The sequence below is a fragment of the Mycolicibacterium sp. XJ662 genome (assembly GCF_053484035.1).
In genome coordinates this window covers 130161-147088 of sequence record NZ_JBEFTL010000011.1, presented here as the reverse complement: position 1 = coordinate 147088, position 16928 = coordinate 130161, and the positions used below count along the sequence as shown (strand labels likewise).

Here is a 16928-nt window from a genome sequence, read left to right as displayed (position 1 = left end):
ACCCTTTCCGCACTATTGGTGGGCTTGAGCACCGCGTGCGGCTCGCCGACGGACGCATCCTCGGCAGCCGACACGGTCAGCGTCACCAACTGCGGTGAGGAGGTCACCTACGACCAGCCGCTCGAGCGATTGTTCGTCAACGACGGCGGAATGATCGCGATCGCACTGGCCGCGGGCGCGCGTGAGCAGATGACCGCGGTCAGTTCCATGGCCCGCGACGTGGACGTGCTGCGCCTCGAATACGGTTCGCAGGTGGACGATCTCAACGAGGTCGCGCCGGCACAACCGACCCTGGAGAACATCGTCGGCGCGCAACCGCAGGTGCTTTTCGCCGGATACAACTACGGCATGGGGGAGGCGCGGGGGATCACGCCGGAAATCCTTGCGACGCACGGCATCGACGTCTACCAGCTGTCGGAGGCATGCCGCCAGGTCGAGGGGGAGGCCAAGCGCGGCACCATGGACCCGTGGGTTGCCCTCGACACCGACCTGCGCAACATCGGCACCATCACCGGAAACGCCGAGCAGGGCGCGCGAGCGGCCGACGATATCGCCGCGAGGCTGCAAACCTTGCGTGCCGCACCGCAACCCGAACAGAAGCCGACCGTCTTCCTGTTCGACAGCGGTAAAGACACCATCTTCTCGTCCGGCGCATTCGGCGGGCCGCAGGGCATCATCGGCGCTGCCGGGGCCCGCAATGCCACCGAAGATGTCCAGGACACCTGGACGACGGTGAGCTGGGAACGGATCACCACCGCCGACCCCGACCTGATCGTGTTCGTCGACTACCCGGGCCAGACCGCCGAGGAAAAGATCGCAGCGCTGAAGAGCAACCCGGCCAGCCGCAACCTCAAGGCGGTCCGGGAGAACCGGTTCATCAATCTTCCGTACGCCATGTGGGTGTCCAGCCCGCTGAACATCGACGCCGCGGAGACGCTGCGATCAGTGCTCGAAAAGCACGGTCTTGCGCCACAATCGGGTATCACGCCGAGCCTTGACGTGGCACAGCTCGACCTTCCGGGCAACGATTGGTTGAAGTGACCTTCTAGGTGCGCTTGAGTGCGAGCACTGGGATGGTGCGGATGCCGGCGGTTTTCTGCTCGTACTCGCCGAAGCCGGGATAGCGGCGGGCTTGTTCGCCGTAGATGCGGTCGCGGTCGGCACCGGAGATCTCGGTGACGCTGACGTCATAGGTTTCGGTGCCGACCTCGACGCGCGCGGTGCCGGCTGACGTGAGGTTGTAGTACCAGGCGGGATGCGTCGGCGCGCCCGCCTTGGAGGCGAACACATAGATGGTGTCGGGATCGTCGTCGTCGGGCAGGTACATCGTGGGGGTGACGTTCTGCTTACCGGTCTTGCGGCCGGTGTGGTGGATGAGGACCATCGGAGCGCCCTCGAAGTTGCCGCCGACCCGGCCCTCGTTGGCACGGAACTCGTTGATTATCTGCGTATTCCAGTCACTCATCGTGTTGACATTACGCCGATGTGCACTGACGTGACCAGATCCAGGGTCGCCAGAACGTTACCGAGGCGGAAGTAAGGGGAACACATTGAAGACATTCAACGATGATCAGGGAGGTCTCATGCCCACGAGCCGCGATGTCCATGCAGTCGAAACCCATACATCGGACGCCGAGCTTGATGACCTGCGCGGGCGATTGAGATCGGCACGGCTGCCGGAAGTTGAAACGGTCGACCGCGCCGCGCGCGGCCGAGCCAGATGGGAACAGGGTGTGCCCCTCGCTGACCTCGCGGAGATCGTGGACTACTGGCGCACCGGGTACGACTGGTGGTCGTTCGAAGCACGTCTCAACGAGATCGGCCAGTTCCGCACCATCATTGACGGTTTGGGAATCCACTTCCTGCATCGCCGGTCCGCGCGCGCGGATGCGACGCCTCTGCTCGTGACGCACGGTTGGCCGGGCAGCGTCGCTGAGTTCGTTGATCTGATAGACGAGTTGGCAGATCCAGCAGACGCGAACGCGCCGGCGTTTCATGTCGTCGTGCCGTCGTTACCCGGATTTGGGTACAGCGACAAGCCGGCGACGACGGGGTGGGGGATCGAAAAGATCGCGGCCGCATGGGTGGAGCTGATGGGACGGCTGGGCTACGCCAAGTTCGCCGCCCACGGCGGTGATTGGGGAGGGGTGATCACCACGGTCCTCGGCGGCAGGTTTCCCGAACAGGTGCTCGGTATCCACACATTGACCCCGCAGGCGCCGCCCGGGCTGACGACGGACGGACTGACGCAGGCTGAGCGCAGATGGGCCGAGGAGACGCGTGATTTTTGGCTGAATCGCGCGGCGTACGCCAAGCAGCAGGCGACGCGCCCGCAGACCATCGGTTACGCGCTCGTCGATTCGCCGGTCGGGCTGCTGGCCTGGATTTTGGACAAGTTCGCCGAGTGGACGGATACCGAAGACAGTCCGTTCGAGACGATCTCCAAAGACAGGATTCTCGATGATGTCACCTTGTATTGGCTGACGCGGACGGGTGCGTCGGCGGCCCGCATCTACTACGAAAGCCACGACTCGCTGGCTCCCGAACTTCGCGTCGATGTCCCCTCGGCGATCAGCGTGTATCCCCGCGACATCGAGAAGTGCCCGCGCCCCTGGGCGCAGGAAAGGTTCCGACGGATCGTCAGATGGAGGTCACCCGAAACCGGGGGACATTTCCCGTCGCTGGAGGTTCCCGAGTACTTCGTCAAGGATCTGCAACAGGGCCTTGCGGCAGTGCTGGCCGCCTAGTCGGAATTAGCCCCGCGCTCGTCTCGATGAGTTTTCGGCTCGCCGTTGGTCGGTAACTTCATGCGACAGGAAAACCTGAACACCAGCCGAATCGTCAATGCAACGCCCGCAACCGTGTTCGCGGTGCTGGCCGACCCGACCACCCACCAGGAGATCGACGGAACCGGGTGGGTGCGGGAGTCACTCGATAGAAAGCAGCTGAGTGAGGTCGGACAGGTCTTTCGGATGGCGATGTACCACTCGAACTATGGCGGCATGCATTACGAGATGGCCAACCGGATCACGGTGTTTGAACCGCCGCGTGCCATCGCGTGGCTGCCAGGTCAGGGTGATGACGACGCCGAACTCGAGATCGGCGGCTGGTTCTGGCGCTACGACCTCGAGCCGGTCGGCGATGACCGGGCGAAGGTCACCCTGACCTACGACTGGTCGGCGGTGCCTGCGGCGATTCGGCAGAACATCGAGTTCCCGCCGTTTGACCGCCAGCACCTAGACAATTCGCTCGAGCACCTCGCCGATCTGGCCGAAAAATAGCTCGGGGTTCGCCTACGACGGCTAATCGTGTGGGACTCTTAGCTTGTGGTGGATGTTCCGCGGAGAACGGTGCGTCGTGGCGCGAAGTTGGCGGGGCTGCCTGTGCGCGCTGCCGGGCGAGCGGTGCTCGGCTGGGGGCAACGGTTGGCCGGCGGCGATGCGGACCTGATCGCTGAGCAGTGGTCAGCGCGCAGTGCCGAGCAGGTGTTCGCCGTGCTGGGCGAACTCAAGGGCGGCGCGATGAAATTCGGCCAGGCCATGAGCATCTTTGAGGCGGCTATCCCGGAGCAATACGCGGCCCCGTACCGAGACGCGTTGACGAGACTTCAGGCGGCCGCGCCGCCGATCACGGCGGATCGGATCCACCGCGTGCTGGCGGAGCAACTGGGGACACGGTGGCGCGAGCGATTCGCCGGGTTCGACGACGCGCCGGTCGCCGCCGCCAGCATCGGGCAGGTGCATCGGGCGCTGTGGCACGACGGCCGCTCGGTGGCGGTCAAGGTGCAGTATCCGGGTGCCGACGTCGCGTTGTTGTCGGACCTGCGTCAACTCAGACGATTCAGCCGACTGATCGAGCCGTTGTTCTCTGGGCTGGCGGTGCGACCGATGATCGATGAGTTGTCGGCACGGATGGCCGACGAACTTGATTATCGCCATGAGGCAGACAATCAGCGCGCGTTCGCCGCGGCGTTCGCGGACGACCCGCAATTCCTGGTGCCTAAAGTGGTCGCGTCGGCGCCGAAGGTACTGGTCACCGAATGGGTGAGCGGCCAACCGATTTCAGATCTGATTAGAACCGGTGATCAAGACACCAAGAACCACGCGGCCAGGTTGCTTTTCGAGTTCAGCGCCGCTTCGATGGCGCGGCTCGGCGCCATTCATGCCGACCCGCACCCCGGCAATTACCAACTCGATCCGGACGGCCGGCTGGTCGTGGTCGACTTCGGCTCGGTGGCCCCTGCCGATCGTTCGGCGCTGGTGTTCCTGGACAGCATCCGGCTGGCCGAGGTCGCCGAATCCGTGCAACTGGCCGACATCGCCGATCCGGAGCTGCAGGCGCTGGTGTTGTCCGAAATCAACGACGAGCTGAGCGGTCTGGGGTTCAGCGGTTCGAACACCCCGATCGACCCCGAGGATGTGCAGTCCTTTTTCGGCCCGTTTATCGAACCGGCTCTGGCGCAGTCGTTCCGGTTCAACCGGCAGTGGATGCAGCAGCTTGCCCCGCGCGTGCCGGGGTTGGCGCGCGGCCAGGACTTTCTCGACGGCGCCGTGCTGACCATCCCTCCAGAGCACGCACTGATGTTTCGCACCATCGCTGGCATCGTGGGAGTGGCGTGCCAGCTCGAGGCCGAGGTGGCATTGCGCGACATGATCACCCGCTGGTATCCCGACTTCGAAAACCCGAAGATTCCGCCGAAACTCGCCGATGCACTGGGGATGGACTCCTGATGAAACGTGGATCGATCGGAATCACGACGGCGTGCGTCGCGCTCGTCGTTTCGCCGGTCGCTTGGGGCGACCGTGCCGAGCCACCGCCGATATATGGCTACTACAGCGCGTTCATCGACTTTGCGAAGCAGACGTTCAACGGCATGCCGACGCCGATGGATTCGGTCAGCTTTCCCGTCGAGTTCACCACGCACTGCGACGTCAACGGCTGCATCCCGCGGTGGGATAACGCACCAGACCACGACCGTAACCCAGGCGCTCCGTTGTTATTCGAGTACAGATGGAACAACAACCGCTGGGAAACAACCGGCGAGTATCCGTACTTCTGTGATCGCACTGACCCGCGCAGCGCAGTGCCGTCCACGCGGTCCGACTACCTGATCCCGAACCCTGACGGCAGCTTCTTCGGCGAGCGGACGCTCACCACGCATGGAACCGGCTGCCCAGGAGAGGGGCCGGGGACCCATCAGGTGCCGATATCGCTGACGCCCATCGACCCGCCGCCGCAGTAGGTGCGGGTTGACCGTCCGGCGCTAGAACTTGAGATAGCCGCCGTCGATACGCAGCACGTCGCCAGTGTGATAGCGGCTCGCCGCACTGGCCAGATAGACGGCCACCCCGCCGACGTCGTCGGGGGCGCCCCAGCGGCGCAGCGGAACCCGTGGCAGTACCCGCTCACGGAACCGCTCGTCGTTCAGGCCCTCCGAGGTCATATCGGTGTCGAACCAGCCGGGAGCCACTGTGTTGGCTCGGATTCCGTACCGGGCCAGCTCGACCGCCATGCTGTCGATGAGCGAGGTGACACCGGCTTTGGAGGCCGCATAGGCGGGTTGGCGCGGCATCCCCTGGAACGCGCCCAGGCTCGACACCGCCACCAGGCTGCCGCCGCGGCCGGCCTCGATCATCTGGCGGGCAGCTTCGCGCAGCGTGACGAACACGCCGTCGAGGTCGACTCGCGTGACTTCGCGGAACGCCTCTAGCGACGTCTCCAGCACTGGAGTGAACCCGCCGCGCACTCCGGCATTAGCGAAACACGAGTCGAGGTAACCGAATTCGCTACGGATCCGCGCCATGGCCTCGGCGGTGGCGTCCTCGTCAGTGACGTCGCAGACGACTGGCAGCACGGGTCGGCCGTGGCGGCGGAGATGTTCGGCGGCGTCGTCCAGGCGGGAGGCGGTGCGGCCGAGGATGGCCACGGATGCTCCTGCGCGGGCCAGGCCGTCGGCGAATCCCAAGCCGATGCCGGAGCCGCCGCCGGTGACGACCGCGACGTGGTCGGACAGATCGAAGGGGTTGGTGGTGGCTGATGGTTCGGTCACGGGCTGACCGTACGCAGACGTGCGGCACGCAGGCGCGGGAGGTCCCGTTACCCGCGTGTCCTACTGGTGACCCGCCATATTCGATTTCGCGGTATTCCCGCCGGTCGCAGGCGAGGGCGCGGGCAGTTGACCGATCACGAAGTCGGCCGCTTGGTCGGCCATCCCGTTGACCTTGTACGCGCTGTGGGCGGAGCGATTCAGTCCGCCGGGGTAGCACACCGGATCGCCGGGTGCACACAGTTGTATCGCCTTGTTGACGTAGAGGTCTCCGATGGTGATCGGCGGCGCGGAGCGGTCGGCCAGGCCCAGAACCCAGTCGTCTGGCGTCCCGAAGAGCACCACTGCGGCAACGTGGGGCGCAACCGACGCGGGCATCGGCCCGGACAGGCCGGCAGGCAGATTGATTCCGGCCGGCACGACGCTGGAGGTCGCGTACCCGGCCACCGCCGCGCCCTGCGAGTAGCCGCCGAGCACGATCTTCGTCGCCGGGCACTGCGTGGCGATCGACTCGATCCTGTTCACTGCGTCCGCGACACCGTCGGCCGCCTGACCGAAAGCTAACGACGCGGGGTAATTCACCCCGTAGACCTCAATGGCTTGTCCGGGTAGACGAGCGTCGAGTGCATCGACGAACGCTTGGCCGGTTGCCCCGACGCCAGGTGGTTCCAGCGTGCCGCGGGCAAAAACCACTTCTACTGCGGCACAGGAGTCGTCGGCGGCGAAGGCGCTGGCAGCGGGGACGGTGAGCAATCCGGCAAAGGCAGCCATCCATGCCAGAATCAGGACGTTTGCAGATCGCGCGACTGCGCCGAAGACGGCTGGTCGTGATGTCCTCATCGATCGTCTCCGTCCTCCGGTGGGCGCCACGCCAGTGCGTTTCGCTGTCGTCAGCTATAAGCCGCGCGGGCCTACCGAGATTCCGTCGCCGTTAAGTGATCTGGCTCACCTGCCTGTGCACGGCACTACCTCGACGGTTAGGAATGCTGCGTCGCGGCGGGTTGTTGTCGCGACCGTTCGCATACGCCAACTGAACAGCGCCACGGAGGAATTATGGCGTCACAGCAATCACCACATGGGGGAGAGATCCTCGTCATCGGAGCCGGCGAACTCGGCGGCAACGTGGTCGCCGCACTGACTCAACGGGACGACGCACCGCCGGTGACTGTGCTGCTGCGGCCGTCGGGCACACCCCGGCATGCCCAGCTGCGCGATGAGCTCGCAGCCCGCGGCGTCGGAATCGTAGAGGCCGACGTTGCGACGGCGTCGGCGGTTGAGTTGTCGACAGTGCTGAGACAGTTCCACACGGTGGTGAGCTGCATCGGATTCGCGGCGGGGGCGGGAACCCAACGCAAGATCACCGAAGCAGCGCTGGCGGCGCGGGTTCCGCGATACCTCCCGTGGCAGTTCGGCGTCGACTACGACGCCATCGGACGCGGTAGCCCCCACGACCTGTTCGACGAACAACTCGACGTGCGCGACATGCTGCGCGCCCAGAACACCACCGAATGGGTGATCGTGTCGACTGGCATGTTCACCAGCTTTCTCTTCGAACCAGACTTCGGCGTCGTCGACCTCACCACCAATACCGTTAACGCGCTTGGCAGTTGGGACACCGAAGTCACCGTCACCACGCCGGAGGACATCGGTGTACTCACCGCGGAGATCATCCAGACCCGCCCGCGTATCGCGAACCAGGTCGTCTACGTCGCCGGCGACACGATCACCTACCGCGAACTCGCCGAGATCGTCGAACGGACCACGGGAGCCCAGGTCATCCGTAATGAATGGACCGTTGCGCAGCTACTGCACGACCTCGACCGAAACCCCGACGACGCACTACGAAAGTATCGCGCGGTGTTCGCTCAGGGCAAAGGTGTCGCGTGGCCAAAAGCCGGTACGTTCAACGCCATCCGCGGCATCCCAACCACGACCACTGAACAGTGGGCGCGCAAACACCTCAGCGCGAGACATTAGGGCTGGGAATATCGCCTCACGCCGCCCGGGCAGGGGCAGAATTGCTGCATGTCGACCGCGCTCTGGATCGTCGTTGCCCTGTTCGCCGTGGGGACGGTGGTGGGCGGACTGATGCGGATGCAGGCGTGGTTGCGTAAGCCGGTACCGCCTGAAGTGATCGAGGCCGCGCACCGCGATGACGCCGAGGACGACTAGCCGGGGGAGTCGTGGTCTGTGGCCAGGTGCTGCAGGATTCGTTCGTTGAGGGTGGCGAGCGTGTCGAGTTCGGCCGGGGTGAACAGGTCGATGAAGTTCCGGCGGACGTCCTCGACGTGTCCGGGCGCAGCCTTCTCGATGGCGGCGCGGCCGGCCGGCAGCAGGCAGACCATGGTGCTGCGGGCGTCGTCGGGGTTGGGCTCGCGAACAATTAGGCCGTCCTTCTGCATGCGTCGCGCCTGGTGGGAGAGACGGCTTTTCTCCCAGCTCAGTGTGTTGCCCAGATCGCGGGCCGACATGCGGCCCCCGGCGTGAGCCGAGAGTGCGGCCAGTACCTCGTAGTCGGCCCCGGATAGCCCCGACTGCTGCAGGCGCCGGCTCAGGTGGGCCTCGAGCTGTTGATGCGCGTATACGAATGCCTGCCAGGCGCGGCCTTCGGCAGGGCTCAGCCAGTTCGGTTCCATCGGCACCATGTTACGCCAAATGGTTGACGTATCATCCAAGGAGGTCGGTCGGGCGTGCGACGAAGGACAGCCTGGCGTCCCTCACCGTCAAGCCGTCCGACGAATGTCCCATGTGGTGATTACCTGGCTGGCGAAGTCGAGCAGTTGCTCAAGGCTGGGGAACAGCGGGATGGCATCCACGATCGCCTCGTCGACACCGTCGCCCGCGAAGCGTCCGATCTTGTCGACCACCGAGTCGACGGATGCGCCGGGCCCGATGTCGATTCGCATGGCCGTCTTCAGCGCGTCAGGATCGCGGCCGGCGTCCTGCGCCGCACGGCGCGCAATCGGCCACAATCGGTCGGAATCCTGCAGGCCTTCGACCCCGAGCCAGCCGGTGCCAACGCGGCCGACCCTGCGCATCGCGGCCTCGCTGGCACCGCCGATCCAGATGGGCGGACCGCCGGCCTGGACCGGGCGCAGGTCGGCATGGACCGCAGGCAGGGAGAAAAACTCGCTATCCCATGACACCGGATTGGTCGTCCACCACTCCTGCAGGAACGCCAGCACGTCGTCGAGCATCCGCCCGCGGCGGCGCCAGTCTGCACCGCGGGCGATGTCATGTTCATCCTTCATCCATCCGACGCCCACGCCGACGTCAAGGCGGCCATCGCTGAGCACGTCGAGCGTTGTCAGCTGCCGGGCCAGGTGCGTTGGCTCGTAGTAGAACGTGCTGAGCGTGCTGGCGTTCAGTCGCACCCGACTGGTCGCGGTGGCGGCGACGGTCCACAGCAGCACCGGATCTAGGTAGCGGGCCATCTGCGGCGGGTACGGCTGCTCTCTGCCTGGATAGGTGGCCTGCATGTGCACCGGCGTGACCAGTCGATCGCCGACCCACAACGTGTCATAACCAAGGTCCTCGAGCCCTCGGCAGAACGCGCTGAGGCCAGCGGCGCTGGTGATGGCCGGCCCGATGATGGGAATGACGAAACCAAGCTTCATTGTGTTGCTCCGCTGGCTTTTCTGCGGCTCAGCCGGGAACTTTGGTGACACCGAGGGCGATGTCGAAGTTCCCCGCGCCGTAGCGGGCGGCGCCCATGAGGACCAGGCCCGCTCCCTCTAGCCAATGCGCCATCTTCAAGCCACCGACGTCCAGCGGGCGTAGCCCGAGGCTCTCGATGAACTTCGACACGTGTGCTTTGGCTTGCGTGTCGTCGCCGGCGAAGAACACATCGAGTGTCTGGCCCTTTTCCAGGACGTGACCGAAGACGGTGTTGAACGCCTTCACCACGTTGGCGTCGGCCGGGGCCGCCTTCGCGACTTCCTGTGCGACGGAGGTGTTTTCGGGGATAGCGAGCCCGTCTGCCGTGGCATTGAAGGGGTTGGTGATGTCGACGATGACCTTGCCGGCCAGTGCGTCCCCGAACTGGCTGACGTTTGGCGCGGCACTGTCGAACAGCACGGCGAGGATGACGATGTCGCCGGCTGGGGCAGAGCCCCACGTTCCGGTCGTGACACCCTTGCCTAGCGCGCCGGCCAGGGCTGCGGCCTTGGCTGCATCGCGACTTATGATTTCGACGGTGTTGCCGCCCTGGACGGCCAGGGCGCCGATGGCCCTGGCCATGCTTCCCGAGCCGATGATGCTGATGCTTGTCATGATGTGCTCGCTTCTGCTTGTTGGTTGGTGGGCCGGCGGCCCGGGGGATGAGGGGTTGGTTTCGCCCCTTACGCCGTGTGGGTGAGGAGCTTCCAGGGTTGCCCGCCGAGAAGACCCGCAAGGCGCCCTTGCATCTCGACGCCAGATGGCAGCGGGCGCCACCAGATGGTGACCTCGGCGATCTTGCCGTTGGCGTCGAGCCGGATGCGGTCTATTCCGTTGACCACGGTGTCGCCGATCTGCAGGCGGAAGGGCGCGGCGTGGTGCGTCTCGCCGCTGAGAACCTCCCCATAGGTGAGGTCGGCGGCCGCCGCGCTGACGGTCCGGATGGCGTCCAGGACTGCCTCGCGGCCGGTGATCGGCTCGTCGTCGAGCGGGCCGTACAGCACCACATCCTCGGCGAGGATGTCCGAAAGTGCTTCTCTGTCTGCGCCGGCGTGCATGCTGTCGACGAATTGGTCGACGGTGTCGCGGTGCGGGGCCGATGTTGTCATCAGATCGCCGCGGTGCCGCCGTCGACAACCAACTCCACGCCATTGACATAGCTCGAGTCGTCGGAAGCGAGGAACAACGCGGCCGATGCGAGTTCCTCAGGGCGGCCCATCTTTCCGCGCGGGATGAGGGATTCGAACTGCGCCTTCATCGTCTCGTCGAACAACTCCTCCTGCTTCGGCGTGGCGACCTGGCCGGGGGTCAGTACGTTCACCCGGATATTGCGGTCCTTCAACTCGGAGACCCACACCCGCGCGTAGGCAAGCTGCACGGCCTTGCTCGCTGCGTACACACTCCACTCGGGGTAGCCCTTCAGCGATGCGTTCGATCCCGTCATAAAGATCGAGCCGCCATCGTTGAACAACGGCAGCGCCTTCTGAACCGTGAACAACGTGCCGCGCGCGTTCAAGCCGAAGGTGGCATCGAAGTGCTCCTCGGTGATCTCGCCGAGCCTTGCCTGTTCGCCTGTCCCGGCACTTGCCCACAACACGTCGATCGAGCCTTTTTCCTGTTTGACCGTGTCGAACAAACGGTCCAGATCGTCGAGATCGGCCGAATCACCCGCCACACCGGTCACGTTCCGCCCGATCAACTCGACGGCCTCGTCCAGAGTGTCCTTCCGTCGGCCCGAGATGAAGACGTGAGCTCCTTCGTCAACGAACAGCTTGGCGCCAGCCAGTGCCAAACCACTTGTCGCACCGGTGATCACCGCGACCTTGCCATCAAGTTTTCCCATGATCTCTTCCGTTTCGTTGCGCCGATACTATGTATACCGATCTGTGTGCCTAACGTACGCGCACTGATGCTCATCGCGCAAGCTATGCACACCGATCGGTACCCAATTGGGCTAGGCTGGGTATATGACGGAGTTGGAGAAGGGGCCGCGAGGCTTGCGCCGCGGCAGGGGAGCGCGAGAGCGCATCCTCGCCGCTTCGCGGCAGCTGTTCCGCGATCAAGGCATCAACAGCACCGGCTTGGACCAGCTCTGCGCGGTGGCCCAGGTGTCCAAGCGGACGTTCTATCAGCACTTCGCCAGCAAGGACGAGTTGATCGCCGAGCACCTGCGTCGTTTCGATCCCGACGTTCTGCCCGAGGTGTTCGACCGCACCGACCTCACACCCCGCGAACGGTTGTTGGCCGCCTTCGACATCGAGGGGCCGCTGTGCCCGTTCATCGCGGCGGCCGTCGAAATCAACTCCCCGGACCATCCCGCGCGCGTGCACGCTCGCGATTACAAGAAGGCTTTCGCCACGCGGTTCGCCGAAACCGCAAGCGAGGCCGGCGCTGCCAACCCCGAACAGCTTGGTGAACAACTGGCGCTGCTGCTCGATGGCGCCTCGGCGCGCAACCGAGTCCTCAATACCGAAGGCTTCGCCACCGCCGCCGCCATCGCCGCCGTTCTCATCGACAATGCCCTCCCCGCAGCAGAGGTACCGCTTGGCACACGCTGAGATTCCGACGTCGGCCGCTGGGTCTCAGCAGTGTTGCTCGTTCAGCGGAAAGCGGCGGACGAAAACCTCACGGCTGAAGGCGATTACGACGCCTGCCCGGTCAGGGTAGGCGTCGATCTGCCGATGCGCGTATAGAGGCTTGCCGGACGCGGCCTGATCTCATTACCCCGAATGGTTGACGCATCATCCAAGTAGGCCTACGGTTGATGGATCAACCAATTTGAATGTCATAGAGACGGGACACCTCATGAGCAGCATCAGCATCATCGGCGCCGGAACCATGGCCAGTGCGCTGGCCGGACGGGCGCTTGCAGGCGACAACGACGTCGAGATCGTCGCCCGTGACCAGACCAAAGCCAAGGAACTGGCCGTCGAGCTGGGTGGCGGCGCCACTGTCGGGACGGCCGGTAACCCGCCGGCGGGGGACATCGTGATCCTCACTGTGCCGTATGCCGGCGCGGCGGCTGTGGTCAGCGAGTACGGAGATGGCTTGCGCGGCAAGATCATCGTCGACATCACCAACCCGGTCACCCCCGATTTCACGGGGTTTGTCACGCCCGAAGGCAGTTCCGGCGCACAGGAGATCGCCAAGGCCGCACCCTCCGGTACGCATGTCGTCAAGGCGTTCAACACCCTGTTCGCCAATGTTCTGACCGATGGGCCGGAGGAGGGGAGCCCGTTGGACGTGTTCATCGCCGGTGACGACTCGCAGGCAAAGGCAAGCGTGTCTGCGTTCATCGAGAGCCTCGGACTGCGCCCGATGGACACCGGGCAGCTGCTGATGGCGCGGGCGCTGGAGAACGTGGGCCTGATGCAGTTGGGCCTCATGACCCACTCCATCAATCACACCAACTTCTCCCTCGGCGTCGACGTTCGCAGCTGAGCGCCCTCGTACCAGCCCCTGCACCGACTCTGAAAAGGACAGTCACATGCGCGTTTTCATCACTGGCGGGACCGGCCATTCCGGTTCACACATCATTCCCGAGCTCATCGCCGCCGGGCACGAGGTCACCGGGCTGGCCCGGTCCGATGCGGCCGCGGCGGCGGTGTCCGCGCTCGGCGCGACGGTGCGTCGCGGCAGCCTCGAGGATCTCGACGGGCTCAAGGAGGCGGCCGCGGACTCCGACGGCGTCGTTCACGTCGCGCACCGGCAGGACCTGCTGCCCTCCGGCGGGATCGATGCGGTGACCTCCGCGGAGGTCCCGGTTATCCACGCCTACGGCGAGGCACTCGCGGGAACCGGAAAGCCGTTGGTCGCGGCGGGCAGTATGGCCTCGTCGTCATTCGGGAACCTGGGGCGCCCGGCCACCGAGCACGACCCGGCCCTGCCTGCCGGGCGGGAGTACTCGGGCACCCTGCGATTCCGTAACGCCGTGGAACTCGCCGTGGTCGGCCTCGCCGAGAGGGGAGTGCGGTCGTCGATCGTACGGTTTCCCACCATTGCGCACGACACGACCGATACTGCCGGATTCCTGCCTGGGCTGATCGCGCTCGCGAAGGCGAAGGGCTTCGCCGGTTACCCCGGCGCCGGCACGAATCTGTGGAATGCGGCGCATATCCGCGATATCGCCACGCTATTCCGGTTGGCGCTGGAAAAGGGTCCGGCCGGCAGCTACTGGCACGCCGTCGAGGACGAGGGAATTCCGTTCCGTGACATCGCCGAGGCCATCGGCAGCCGTCTGGGCCTGCCCACCGTCAGCGTGGCGGTGGACGAGCTGATGCTGCCGGGATACTTCGGCATGTTCACCAATCTGGTCACGATGGACCTTCCGGCCTCCAACCTGATCACCCGCCAGACCCTGGGCTGGGAACCCACCCAACCCCGCCTGCTCGACGATCTGGACAACGGGCACTACTTCACCGAGCGCAGAAACGCTGTTGCCCACCAATGAATCTCATCCGTCACCAGGAGAGCCATGACCGTACTCGCCCCGCACCGCGACACCATGGAGTCCTTCGTGGACTGCATCAACGGCGGCGCAGACGCTGACACCCTCACCGGCCTGCTCGCTGAGGACGTGGTGCTCTACGGCCCGTTCGACGACGACCCCATCACCGGCCGCAAGGTCGCCGTGGAAACCATCAAGGCCGTCAACGGACTCTCGTCCGACGACACGTATCTGGAGGTCCTCAGCGGCGACACCCACCACGGCGCACGTTTCCGGCTGCAAGTCGGAGACGCCGCCGTCAACGGCATATTCCTCGTCCTGCTGGACGCCGACGGCAGGATCGCCGAGGCCAACATCTTCTATCGCACATTGCCGGCCGGTGTTGCGCTGCAACGAAATTTGGCGGGCGTGACTGGCATGCCGCCCTGGGAACTGCGCACCAACGGGGAGTGAGTCTCTGTCTGGGGCCTGCGTCGATGTGCATCCCCAGGTCGCTCAGACTAAGCGTAAAGCGGGGCCTGCTCGATGTGTTGATTGTCGTCCCAGCCAATCTGACTATCCGGCGACCTGGACCCGGCGTTACATGTAACGTGTTGTCATGGCGGTGAGAGACAGGGTCGGCGAGTACCGCCGGCGCATGCGGGAGCGGGGCCTGCGCCCACTGCAAGTCTGGGTGCCTGACGTGCGCACCGAGAGTTTTGCCGCCGAGGCTCATCGTCAATCGTCACTGGTGGCGCGGGCGGATGAAAGCATCGATGACCAGGACTTCATCGAAGCTGTCTCGACGCCATGGGACGAGGAGTGAACCGAGGAGAGATCTGGACCGTAGCGCGGGGTGTCTACGCGACAAAACCGCGTCCCGCGGTGATTGTCCAGGATGATCTGTTCGATGCCACGATGTCGGTGACGGTTGCGCCGATCACCTGCGCATTACTGGAGGCTCCGCTAATGCGCATTCGGATAGCCGGCGGAGATGGACGGTTATCCGGACTCGACCACGACAGTGACGTAATGATCGACAAGCTCACAACTGTCAGGAGGTCGAACGTCCACGCGCGAGTCGGTCGGCTGACTGCGGAACAAATCGTCGAAGTCGAGCGAGCCATGATGGCATTTCTCGGGCTTGCGCGGTAAACGAGAACCGTTGGGCAGCAGGGCAATGCGGTGCAGTTTACTGTGCACGACCGCACGGCACCGTCACGTGTGCGACGAACGTTGCCCGCCGTGTCGACCTCGAGCAACTCGTCGCCATTGCCGTGGAGGAGTTCGGCCGGCTCGACACGAGCATCGGGTTCCTCAGTTTCGATAGGCTCCGTGAATGCGCGTACCTCGACGGATCGCACAGTTCAACAAGCGAGTCACCAACCCGGTCGCGCGCCGGATCACGCCGTGGCTTCCATACCTCGGGACGCTCGAGCACGTCGGGCGCAATTCAGGTGAGCGATATCGAACACCCCTTTTGGTATTCAAGACCCACGATGGCTACGCCATCCTGATCGGCTACGGCCCGCAGACGGACTGGTTGAAGAATGTCCTAGCCGGCGGTCCGACGGTGCTGCGCAAGCGTGGACACGACGTCGCGCTCACTAATCCACAGGTGGTGAGCAAGTCCGAGGCGGCAGCTCTCGTGACACCGCGTGCGCGGCTGTTCTACCGGGTGTTTCCCTATAACGAGGCAGCTCTGCTGCTGACAGGTGCGGGCATCGACCAGTGACGGGCAAGCTTCAACCGGAATTCGGGGAAGTGCCGACTTGCCGTAGGTTGATCGTCGAGTAGGAGCGGACCGGCGAGGGTTCTGCCGCGAGTCGAGGTGTGAGAGAGGGAAGTCCCATGGGTACGAACACATATCGTTCTCCGGCGATCGTCGGTCTGGCCATTTTGGCGCTGGTAACGGTGGGGTGTAGTAGCAGTGGCGAGAGCGTTGACGCGTCCACGCCGCTGCAGGTGGAGTTGATCGCTACCTCCGAGGTGCCGGCGCCACCCGCCGAGGTGAAGCTGATCGGGGAGCGGGACGTGGAGGTGACGCTCACCGGTCCGATCGCGGCGAAGTACGCGACGGCGACCGACAAGCAGAAGCAGGCGCTCGGCAAGCCGCTGACCGGGAGCCGCAATGCAGGCACCCGCGACAGCGGGGTGGTGTTCCAACAGTTCCAGGGCGGCGTGATCGTCGCCAAGAACGACCAGCCCGGCACACCGGCGTACATCACCTGGGGCAAGATTCGCGAGGCCTGGAACATCGAACGCGACGAGGCCGGCGTTCCTGACGTCGAGGGCAAGAACGGTTCGCCGGGCCCGCTGGGCGTACCGACCAGCGATGAGAACCCTGTCGGTGATCTGCTTGTGACGACCTTTGAGCACGGCAAGGTCACGTTCGACCCAAACACCGGTGAGGTTGAGGTGACGGTCAACGGCAAGGTCGTACCGTCCGGTCTGTAGGTGACGGCTGCGGAACAATTCGTCGAACTCGAGCGAGCCATGATGGCATTCCTCGGGCTTGCGCGGTAAACGAGAACCGTTGGGCAGCAGGGCAATGCGGCGCGGCCGACTTGACATAATGTCGCTTATCGGCACAGCTAACTACGTCTAGTTGCATTAGATGAAAGGGCTCGCACCCCTTGACGATTCAGCCGTCTGGCCTGGCGACAGACGCACACTCGTGCGCCGCCACCGGCCGACATTTGCGAATGGGTTGCGGAAGTGTCGAGGTCGGCGCACGTCTCAATCACTTAATGAATGATTCGGACGTTAGGTGAAACGTTGCGAGCTTCGATGAGAGTC

The 16928-nt window shown here is 64.7% G+C and carries 23 protein-coding genes; 15 read left to right on the top strand and 8 right to left on the bottom strand.

The genetic code is table 11. From position 1 onward, the window contains the following. The first annotated feature begins 15 nt into the window (after positions 1–15). Positions 16–1041, top strand: coding sequence for an ABC transporter substrate-binding protein (locus ABQE93_RS23310; protein ID WP_448410850.1), 1026 nt, complete (start codon positions 16–18; stop codon positions 1039–1041). Positions 1042–1045: 4 nt separating this feature from the next. Here the strand turns inward: ABQE93_RS23310 and ABQE93_RS23305 are convergent, their stop codons facing one another. Continuing rightward, positions 1046–1465 carry a nitroreductase family deazaflavin-dependent oxidoreductase gene (locus tag ABQE93_RS23305; protein ID WP_448410803.1) on the bottom strand — a complete coding sequence of 140 codons (420 nt, stop codon included), beginning with the start codon at positions 1463–1465 and terminating at the stop codon, positions 1046–1048. A gap of 118 nt (positions 1466–1583) precedes the next feature. Here ABQE93_RS23305 and ABQE93_RS23300 point away from each other — a divergent pair, with 118 nt between their 5' ends. From ABQE93_RS23300 to ABQE93_RS23285, 4 genes are all read left to right on the top strand, one after another. After that, positions 1584–2747, top strand: a complete 1164-nt coding sequence (locus tag ABQE93_RS23300) for an epoxide hydrolase family protein (RefSeq protein WP_448410802.1) — start codon at positions 1584–1586, stop codon at positions 2745–2747. Positions 2748–2807: 60 nt separating this feature from the next. Continuing rightward, entirely contained in the window at positions 2808–3281 is a 474-nt protein-coding gene (locus ABQE93_RS23295) for an SRPBCC family protein (protein WP_448410801.1), read from the top strand. A 69-nt stretch (positions 3282–3350) separates the two neighbouring features. Continuing rightward, complete coding sequence (locus ABQE93_RS23290) at positions 3351–4730, top strand: ABC1 kinase family protein (RefSeq protein ID WP_448412464.1); 1380 nt, start codon at positions 3351–3353, stop codon at positions 4728–4730. Further along, entirely contained in the window at positions 4730–5242 is a 513-nt protein-coding gene (locus tag ABQE93_RS23285; RefSeq protein WP_448410799.1) for an MBOE_33420 family protein, read from the top strand. The genes ABQE93_RS23290 and ABQE93_RS23285 overlap by 1 nt, the downstream gene beginning before the upstream one ends. Positions 5243–5263: 21 nt before the next feature. Here ABQE93_RS23285 and ABQE93_RS23280 read toward each other — a convergent pair whose 3' ends face one another. Both ABQE93_RS23280 and ABQE93_RS23275 read right to left on the bottom strand, forming a co-directional pair. Beyond that, on the bottom strand, positions 5264–6049 hold the full coding sequence (locus ABQE93_RS23280) for an SDR family NAD(P)-dependent oxidoreductase (RefSeq protein ID WP_448410798.1): 786 nt from the start codon (positions 6047–6049) through the stop codon (positions 5264–5266). Positions 6050–6109: 60 nt separating this feature from the next. Continuing rightward, a complete protein-coding gene (locus tag ABQE93_RS23275; RefSeq protein ID WP_448410849.1) occupies positions 6110–6886 on the bottom strand; it encodes a cutinase family protein in 777 nt (258 codons plus the stop codon). A 213-nt stretch (positions 6887–7099) separates the two neighbouring features. Here ABQE93_RS23275 and ABQE93_RS23270 point away from each other — a divergent pair, with 213 nt between their 5' ends. Together ABQE93_RS23270 and ABQE93_RS23265 are read left to right on the top strand one after the other, a co-directional pair. Next, positions 7100–8023, top strand: a complete 924-nt coding sequence (locus ABQE93_RS23270) for an aromatic alcohol reductase (protein ID WP_448410797.1) — start codon at positions 7100–7102, stop codon at positions 8021–8023. Between the two features lie 48 nt (positions 8024–8071). Next, positions 8072–8218, top strand: a complete 147-nt coding sequence (locus ABQE93_RS23265) for a hypothetical protein (RefSeq protein ID WP_448393843.1) — start codon at positions 8072–8074, stop codon at positions 8216–8218. Here ABQE93_RS23265 and ABQE93_RS23260 read toward each other — a convergent pair. The 5 genes from ABQE93_RS23260 to ABQE93_RS23240 form a co-directional block, all read right to left on the bottom strand. Then, positions 8215–8682: a MarR family winged helix-turn-helix transcriptional regulator gene (locus tag ABQE93_RS23260; protein ID WP_448410796.1), complete on the bottom strand. Its 468-nt coding sequence runs from the start codon at positions 8680–8682 to the stop codon at positions 8215–8217. The genes ABQE93_RS23265 and ABQE93_RS23260 overlap by 4 nt on opposite strands. Positions 8683–8769: 87 nt before the next feature. Continuing rightward, on the bottom strand, positions 8770–9663 hold the full coding sequence (locus tag ABQE93_RS23255; protein ID WP_448410795.1) for a TIGR03619 family F420-dependent LLM class oxidoreductase: 894 nt from the start codon (positions 9661–9663) through the stop codon (positions 8770–8772). A 28-nt stretch (positions 9664–9691) separates the two neighbouring features. Further along, positions 9692–10318 carry an NADPH-dependent F420 reductase gene (locus ABQE93_RS23250; protein ID WP_448410794.1) on the bottom strand — a complete coding sequence of 209 codons (627 nt, stop codon included), beginning with the start codon at positions 10316–10318 and terminating at the stop codon, positions 9692–9694. Between the two features lie 68 nt (positions 10319–10386). Further along, positions 10387–10812 carry a nuclear transport factor 2 family protein gene (locus tag ABQE93_RS23245; RefSeq protein WP_448410793.1) on the bottom strand — a complete coding sequence of 142 codons (426 nt, stop codon included), beginning with the start codon at positions 10810–10812 and terminating at the stop codon, positions 10387–10389. Continuing rightward, positions 10812–11546, bottom strand: a complete 735-nt coding sequence (locus ABQE93_RS23240; protein ID WP_448410792.1) for an SDR family NAD(P)-dependent oxidoreductase — start codon at positions 11544–11546, stop codon at positions 10812–10814. The genes ABQE93_RS23245 and ABQE93_RS23240 overlap by 1 nt, the downstream gene beginning before the upstream one ends. A 124-nt stretch (positions 11547–11670) precedes the next feature. Here ABQE93_RS23240 and ABQE93_RS23235 point away from each other — a divergent pair, with 124 nt between their 5' ends. From ABQE93_RS23235 to ABQE93_RS23200, 8 genes are all read left to right on the top strand, one after another. After that, positions 11671–12261, top strand: coding sequence for a TetR/AcrR family transcriptional regulator (locus ABQE93_RS23235; protein ID WP_448410791.1), 591 nt, complete (start codon positions 11671–11673; stop codon positions 12259–12261). 247 nt (positions 12262–12508) lie between these two features. Next, a complete protein-coding gene (locus ABQE93_RS23230) occupies positions 12509–13144 on the top strand; it encodes an NADPH-dependent F420 reductase (RefSeq protein ID WP_448410790.1) in 636 nt (211 codons plus the stop codon). A 46-nt stretch (positions 13145–13190) separates the two neighbouring features. Beyond that, positions 13191–14153 (top strand): SDR family oxidoreductase, encoded by a 963-nt coding sequence (locus ABQE93_RS23225; protein WP_448410789.1) that lies wholly within the window; start codon positions 13191–13193, stop codon positions 14151–14153. Positions 14154–14177: 24 nt separating this feature from the next. After that, entirely contained in the window at positions 14178–14603 is a 426-nt protein-coding gene (locus ABQE93_RS23220; protein ID WP_448410788.1) for a nuclear transport factor 2-like protein, read from the top strand. Positions 14604–14748: 145 nt separating this feature from the next. Then, a complete protein-coding gene (locus ABQE93_RS23215; RefSeq protein ID WP_448410787.1) occupies positions 14749–14955 on the top strand; it encodes an antitoxin MazE-like protein in 207 nt (68 codons plus the stop codon). Beyond that, positions 14952–15284 carry a type II toxin-antitoxin system PemK/MazF family toxin gene (locus ABQE93_RS23210; RefSeq protein ID WP_448410848.1) on the top strand — a complete coding sequence of 111 codons (333 nt, stop codon included), beginning with the start codon at positions 14952–14954 and terminating at the stop codon, positions 15282–15284. The genes ABQE93_RS23215 and ABQE93_RS23210 overlap by 4 nt, the downstream gene beginning before the upstream one ends. Positions 15285–15468: 184 nt before the next feature. Further along, positions 15469–15864, top strand: coding sequence for a nitroreductase family deazaflavin-dependent oxidoreductase (locus ABQE93_RS23205; RefSeq protein WP_448410786.1), 396 nt, complete (start codon positions 15469–15471; stop codon positions 15862–15864). Between the two features lie 116 nt (positions 15865–15980). Then, on the top strand, positions 15981–16586 hold the full coding sequence (locus tag ABQE93_RS23200) for an LGFP repeat-containing protein (protein WP_448410785.1): 606 nt from the start codon (positions 15981–15983) through the stop codon (positions 16584–16586). The last annotated feature ends 342 nt before the right edge of the window (positions 16587–16928 follow it).

Bases quoted from the DNA above. Each gene is read 5' to 3' on its own strand.
- ABQE93_RS23305 (WP_448410803.1), bottom strand. From the start codon at position 1,465: ATGAGTGACTGGAATACGCAGATAATCAACGAGTTCCGTGCCAACGAG.
- ABQE93_RS23300 (WP_448410802.1), top strand. From the start codon at position 1,584: ATGCCCACGAGCCGCGATGTCCATGCAGTCGAAACCCATACATCGGAC.
- ABQE93_RS23295 (WP_448410801.1), top strand. From the start codon at position 2,808: ATGCGACAGGAAAACCTGAACACCAGCCGAATCGTCAATGCAACGCCC.
- ABQE93_RS23285 (WP_448410799.1), top strand. From the start codon at position 4,730: ATGAAACGTGGATCGATCGGAATCACGACGGCGTGCGTCGCGCTCGTC.
- ABQE93_RS23275 (WP_448410849.1), bottom strand. From the start codon at position 6,886: ATGAGGACATCACGACCAGCCGTCTTCGGCGCAGTCGCGCGATCTGCA.
- ABQE93_RS23270 (WP_448410797.1), top strand. From the start codon at position 7,100: ATGGCGTCACAGCAATCACCACATGGGGGAGAGATCCTCGTCATCGGA.
- ABQE93_RS23265 (WP_448393843.1), top strand. From the start codon at position 8,072: ATGTCGACCGCGCTCTGGATCGTCGTTGCCCTGTTCGCCGTGGGGACG.
- ABQE93_RS23260 (WP_448410796.1), bottom strand. From the start codon at position 8,682: ATGGAACCGAACTGGCTGAGCCCTGCCGAAGGCCGCGCCTGGCAGGCA.
- ABQE93_RS23255 (WP_448410795.1), bottom strand. From the start codon at position 9,663: ATGAAGCTTGGTTTCGTCATTCCCATCATCGGGCCGGCCATCACCAGC.
- ABQE93_RS23250 (WP_448410794.1), bottom strand. From the start codon at position 10,318: ATGACAAGCATCAGCATCATCGGCTCGGGAAGCATGGCCAGGGCCATC.
- ABQE93_RS23245 (WP_448410793.1), bottom strand. From the start codon at position 10,812: ATGACAACATCGGCCCCGCACCGCGACACCGTCGACCAATTCGTCGAC.
- ABQE93_RS23240 (WP_448410792.1), bottom strand. From the start codon at position 11,546: ATGGGAAAACTTGATGGCAAGGTCGCGGTGATCACCGGTGCGACAAGT.
- ABQE93_RS23235 (WP_448410791.1), top strand. From the start codon at position 11,671: ATGACGGAGTTGGAGAAGGGGCCGCGAGGCTTGCGCCGCGGCAGGGGA.
- ABQE93_RS23230 (WP_448410790.1), top strand. From the start codon at position 12,509: ATGAGCAGCATCAGCATCATCGGCGCCGGAACCATGGCCAGTGCGCTG.
- ABQE93_RS23225 (WP_448410789.1), top strand. From the start codon at position 13,191: ATGCGCGTTTTCATCACTGGCGGGACCGGCCATTCCGGTTCACACATC.
- ABQE93_RS23220 (WP_448410788.1), top strand. From the start codon at position 14,178: ATGACCGTACTCGCCCCGCACCGCGACACCATGGAGTCCTTCGTGGAC.
- ABQE93_RS23215 (WP_448410787.1), top strand. From the start codon at position 14,749: ATGGCGGTGAGAGACAGGGTCGGCGAGTACCGCCGGCGCATGCGGGAG.
- ABQE93_RS23205 (WP_448410786.1), top strand. From the start codon at position 15,469: ATGCGCGTACCTCGACGGATCGCACAGTTCAACAAGCGAGTCACCAAC.
- ABQE93_RS23200 (WP_448410785.1), top strand. From the start codon at position 15,981: ATGGGTACGAACACATATCGTTCTCCGGCGATCGTCGGTCTGGCCATT.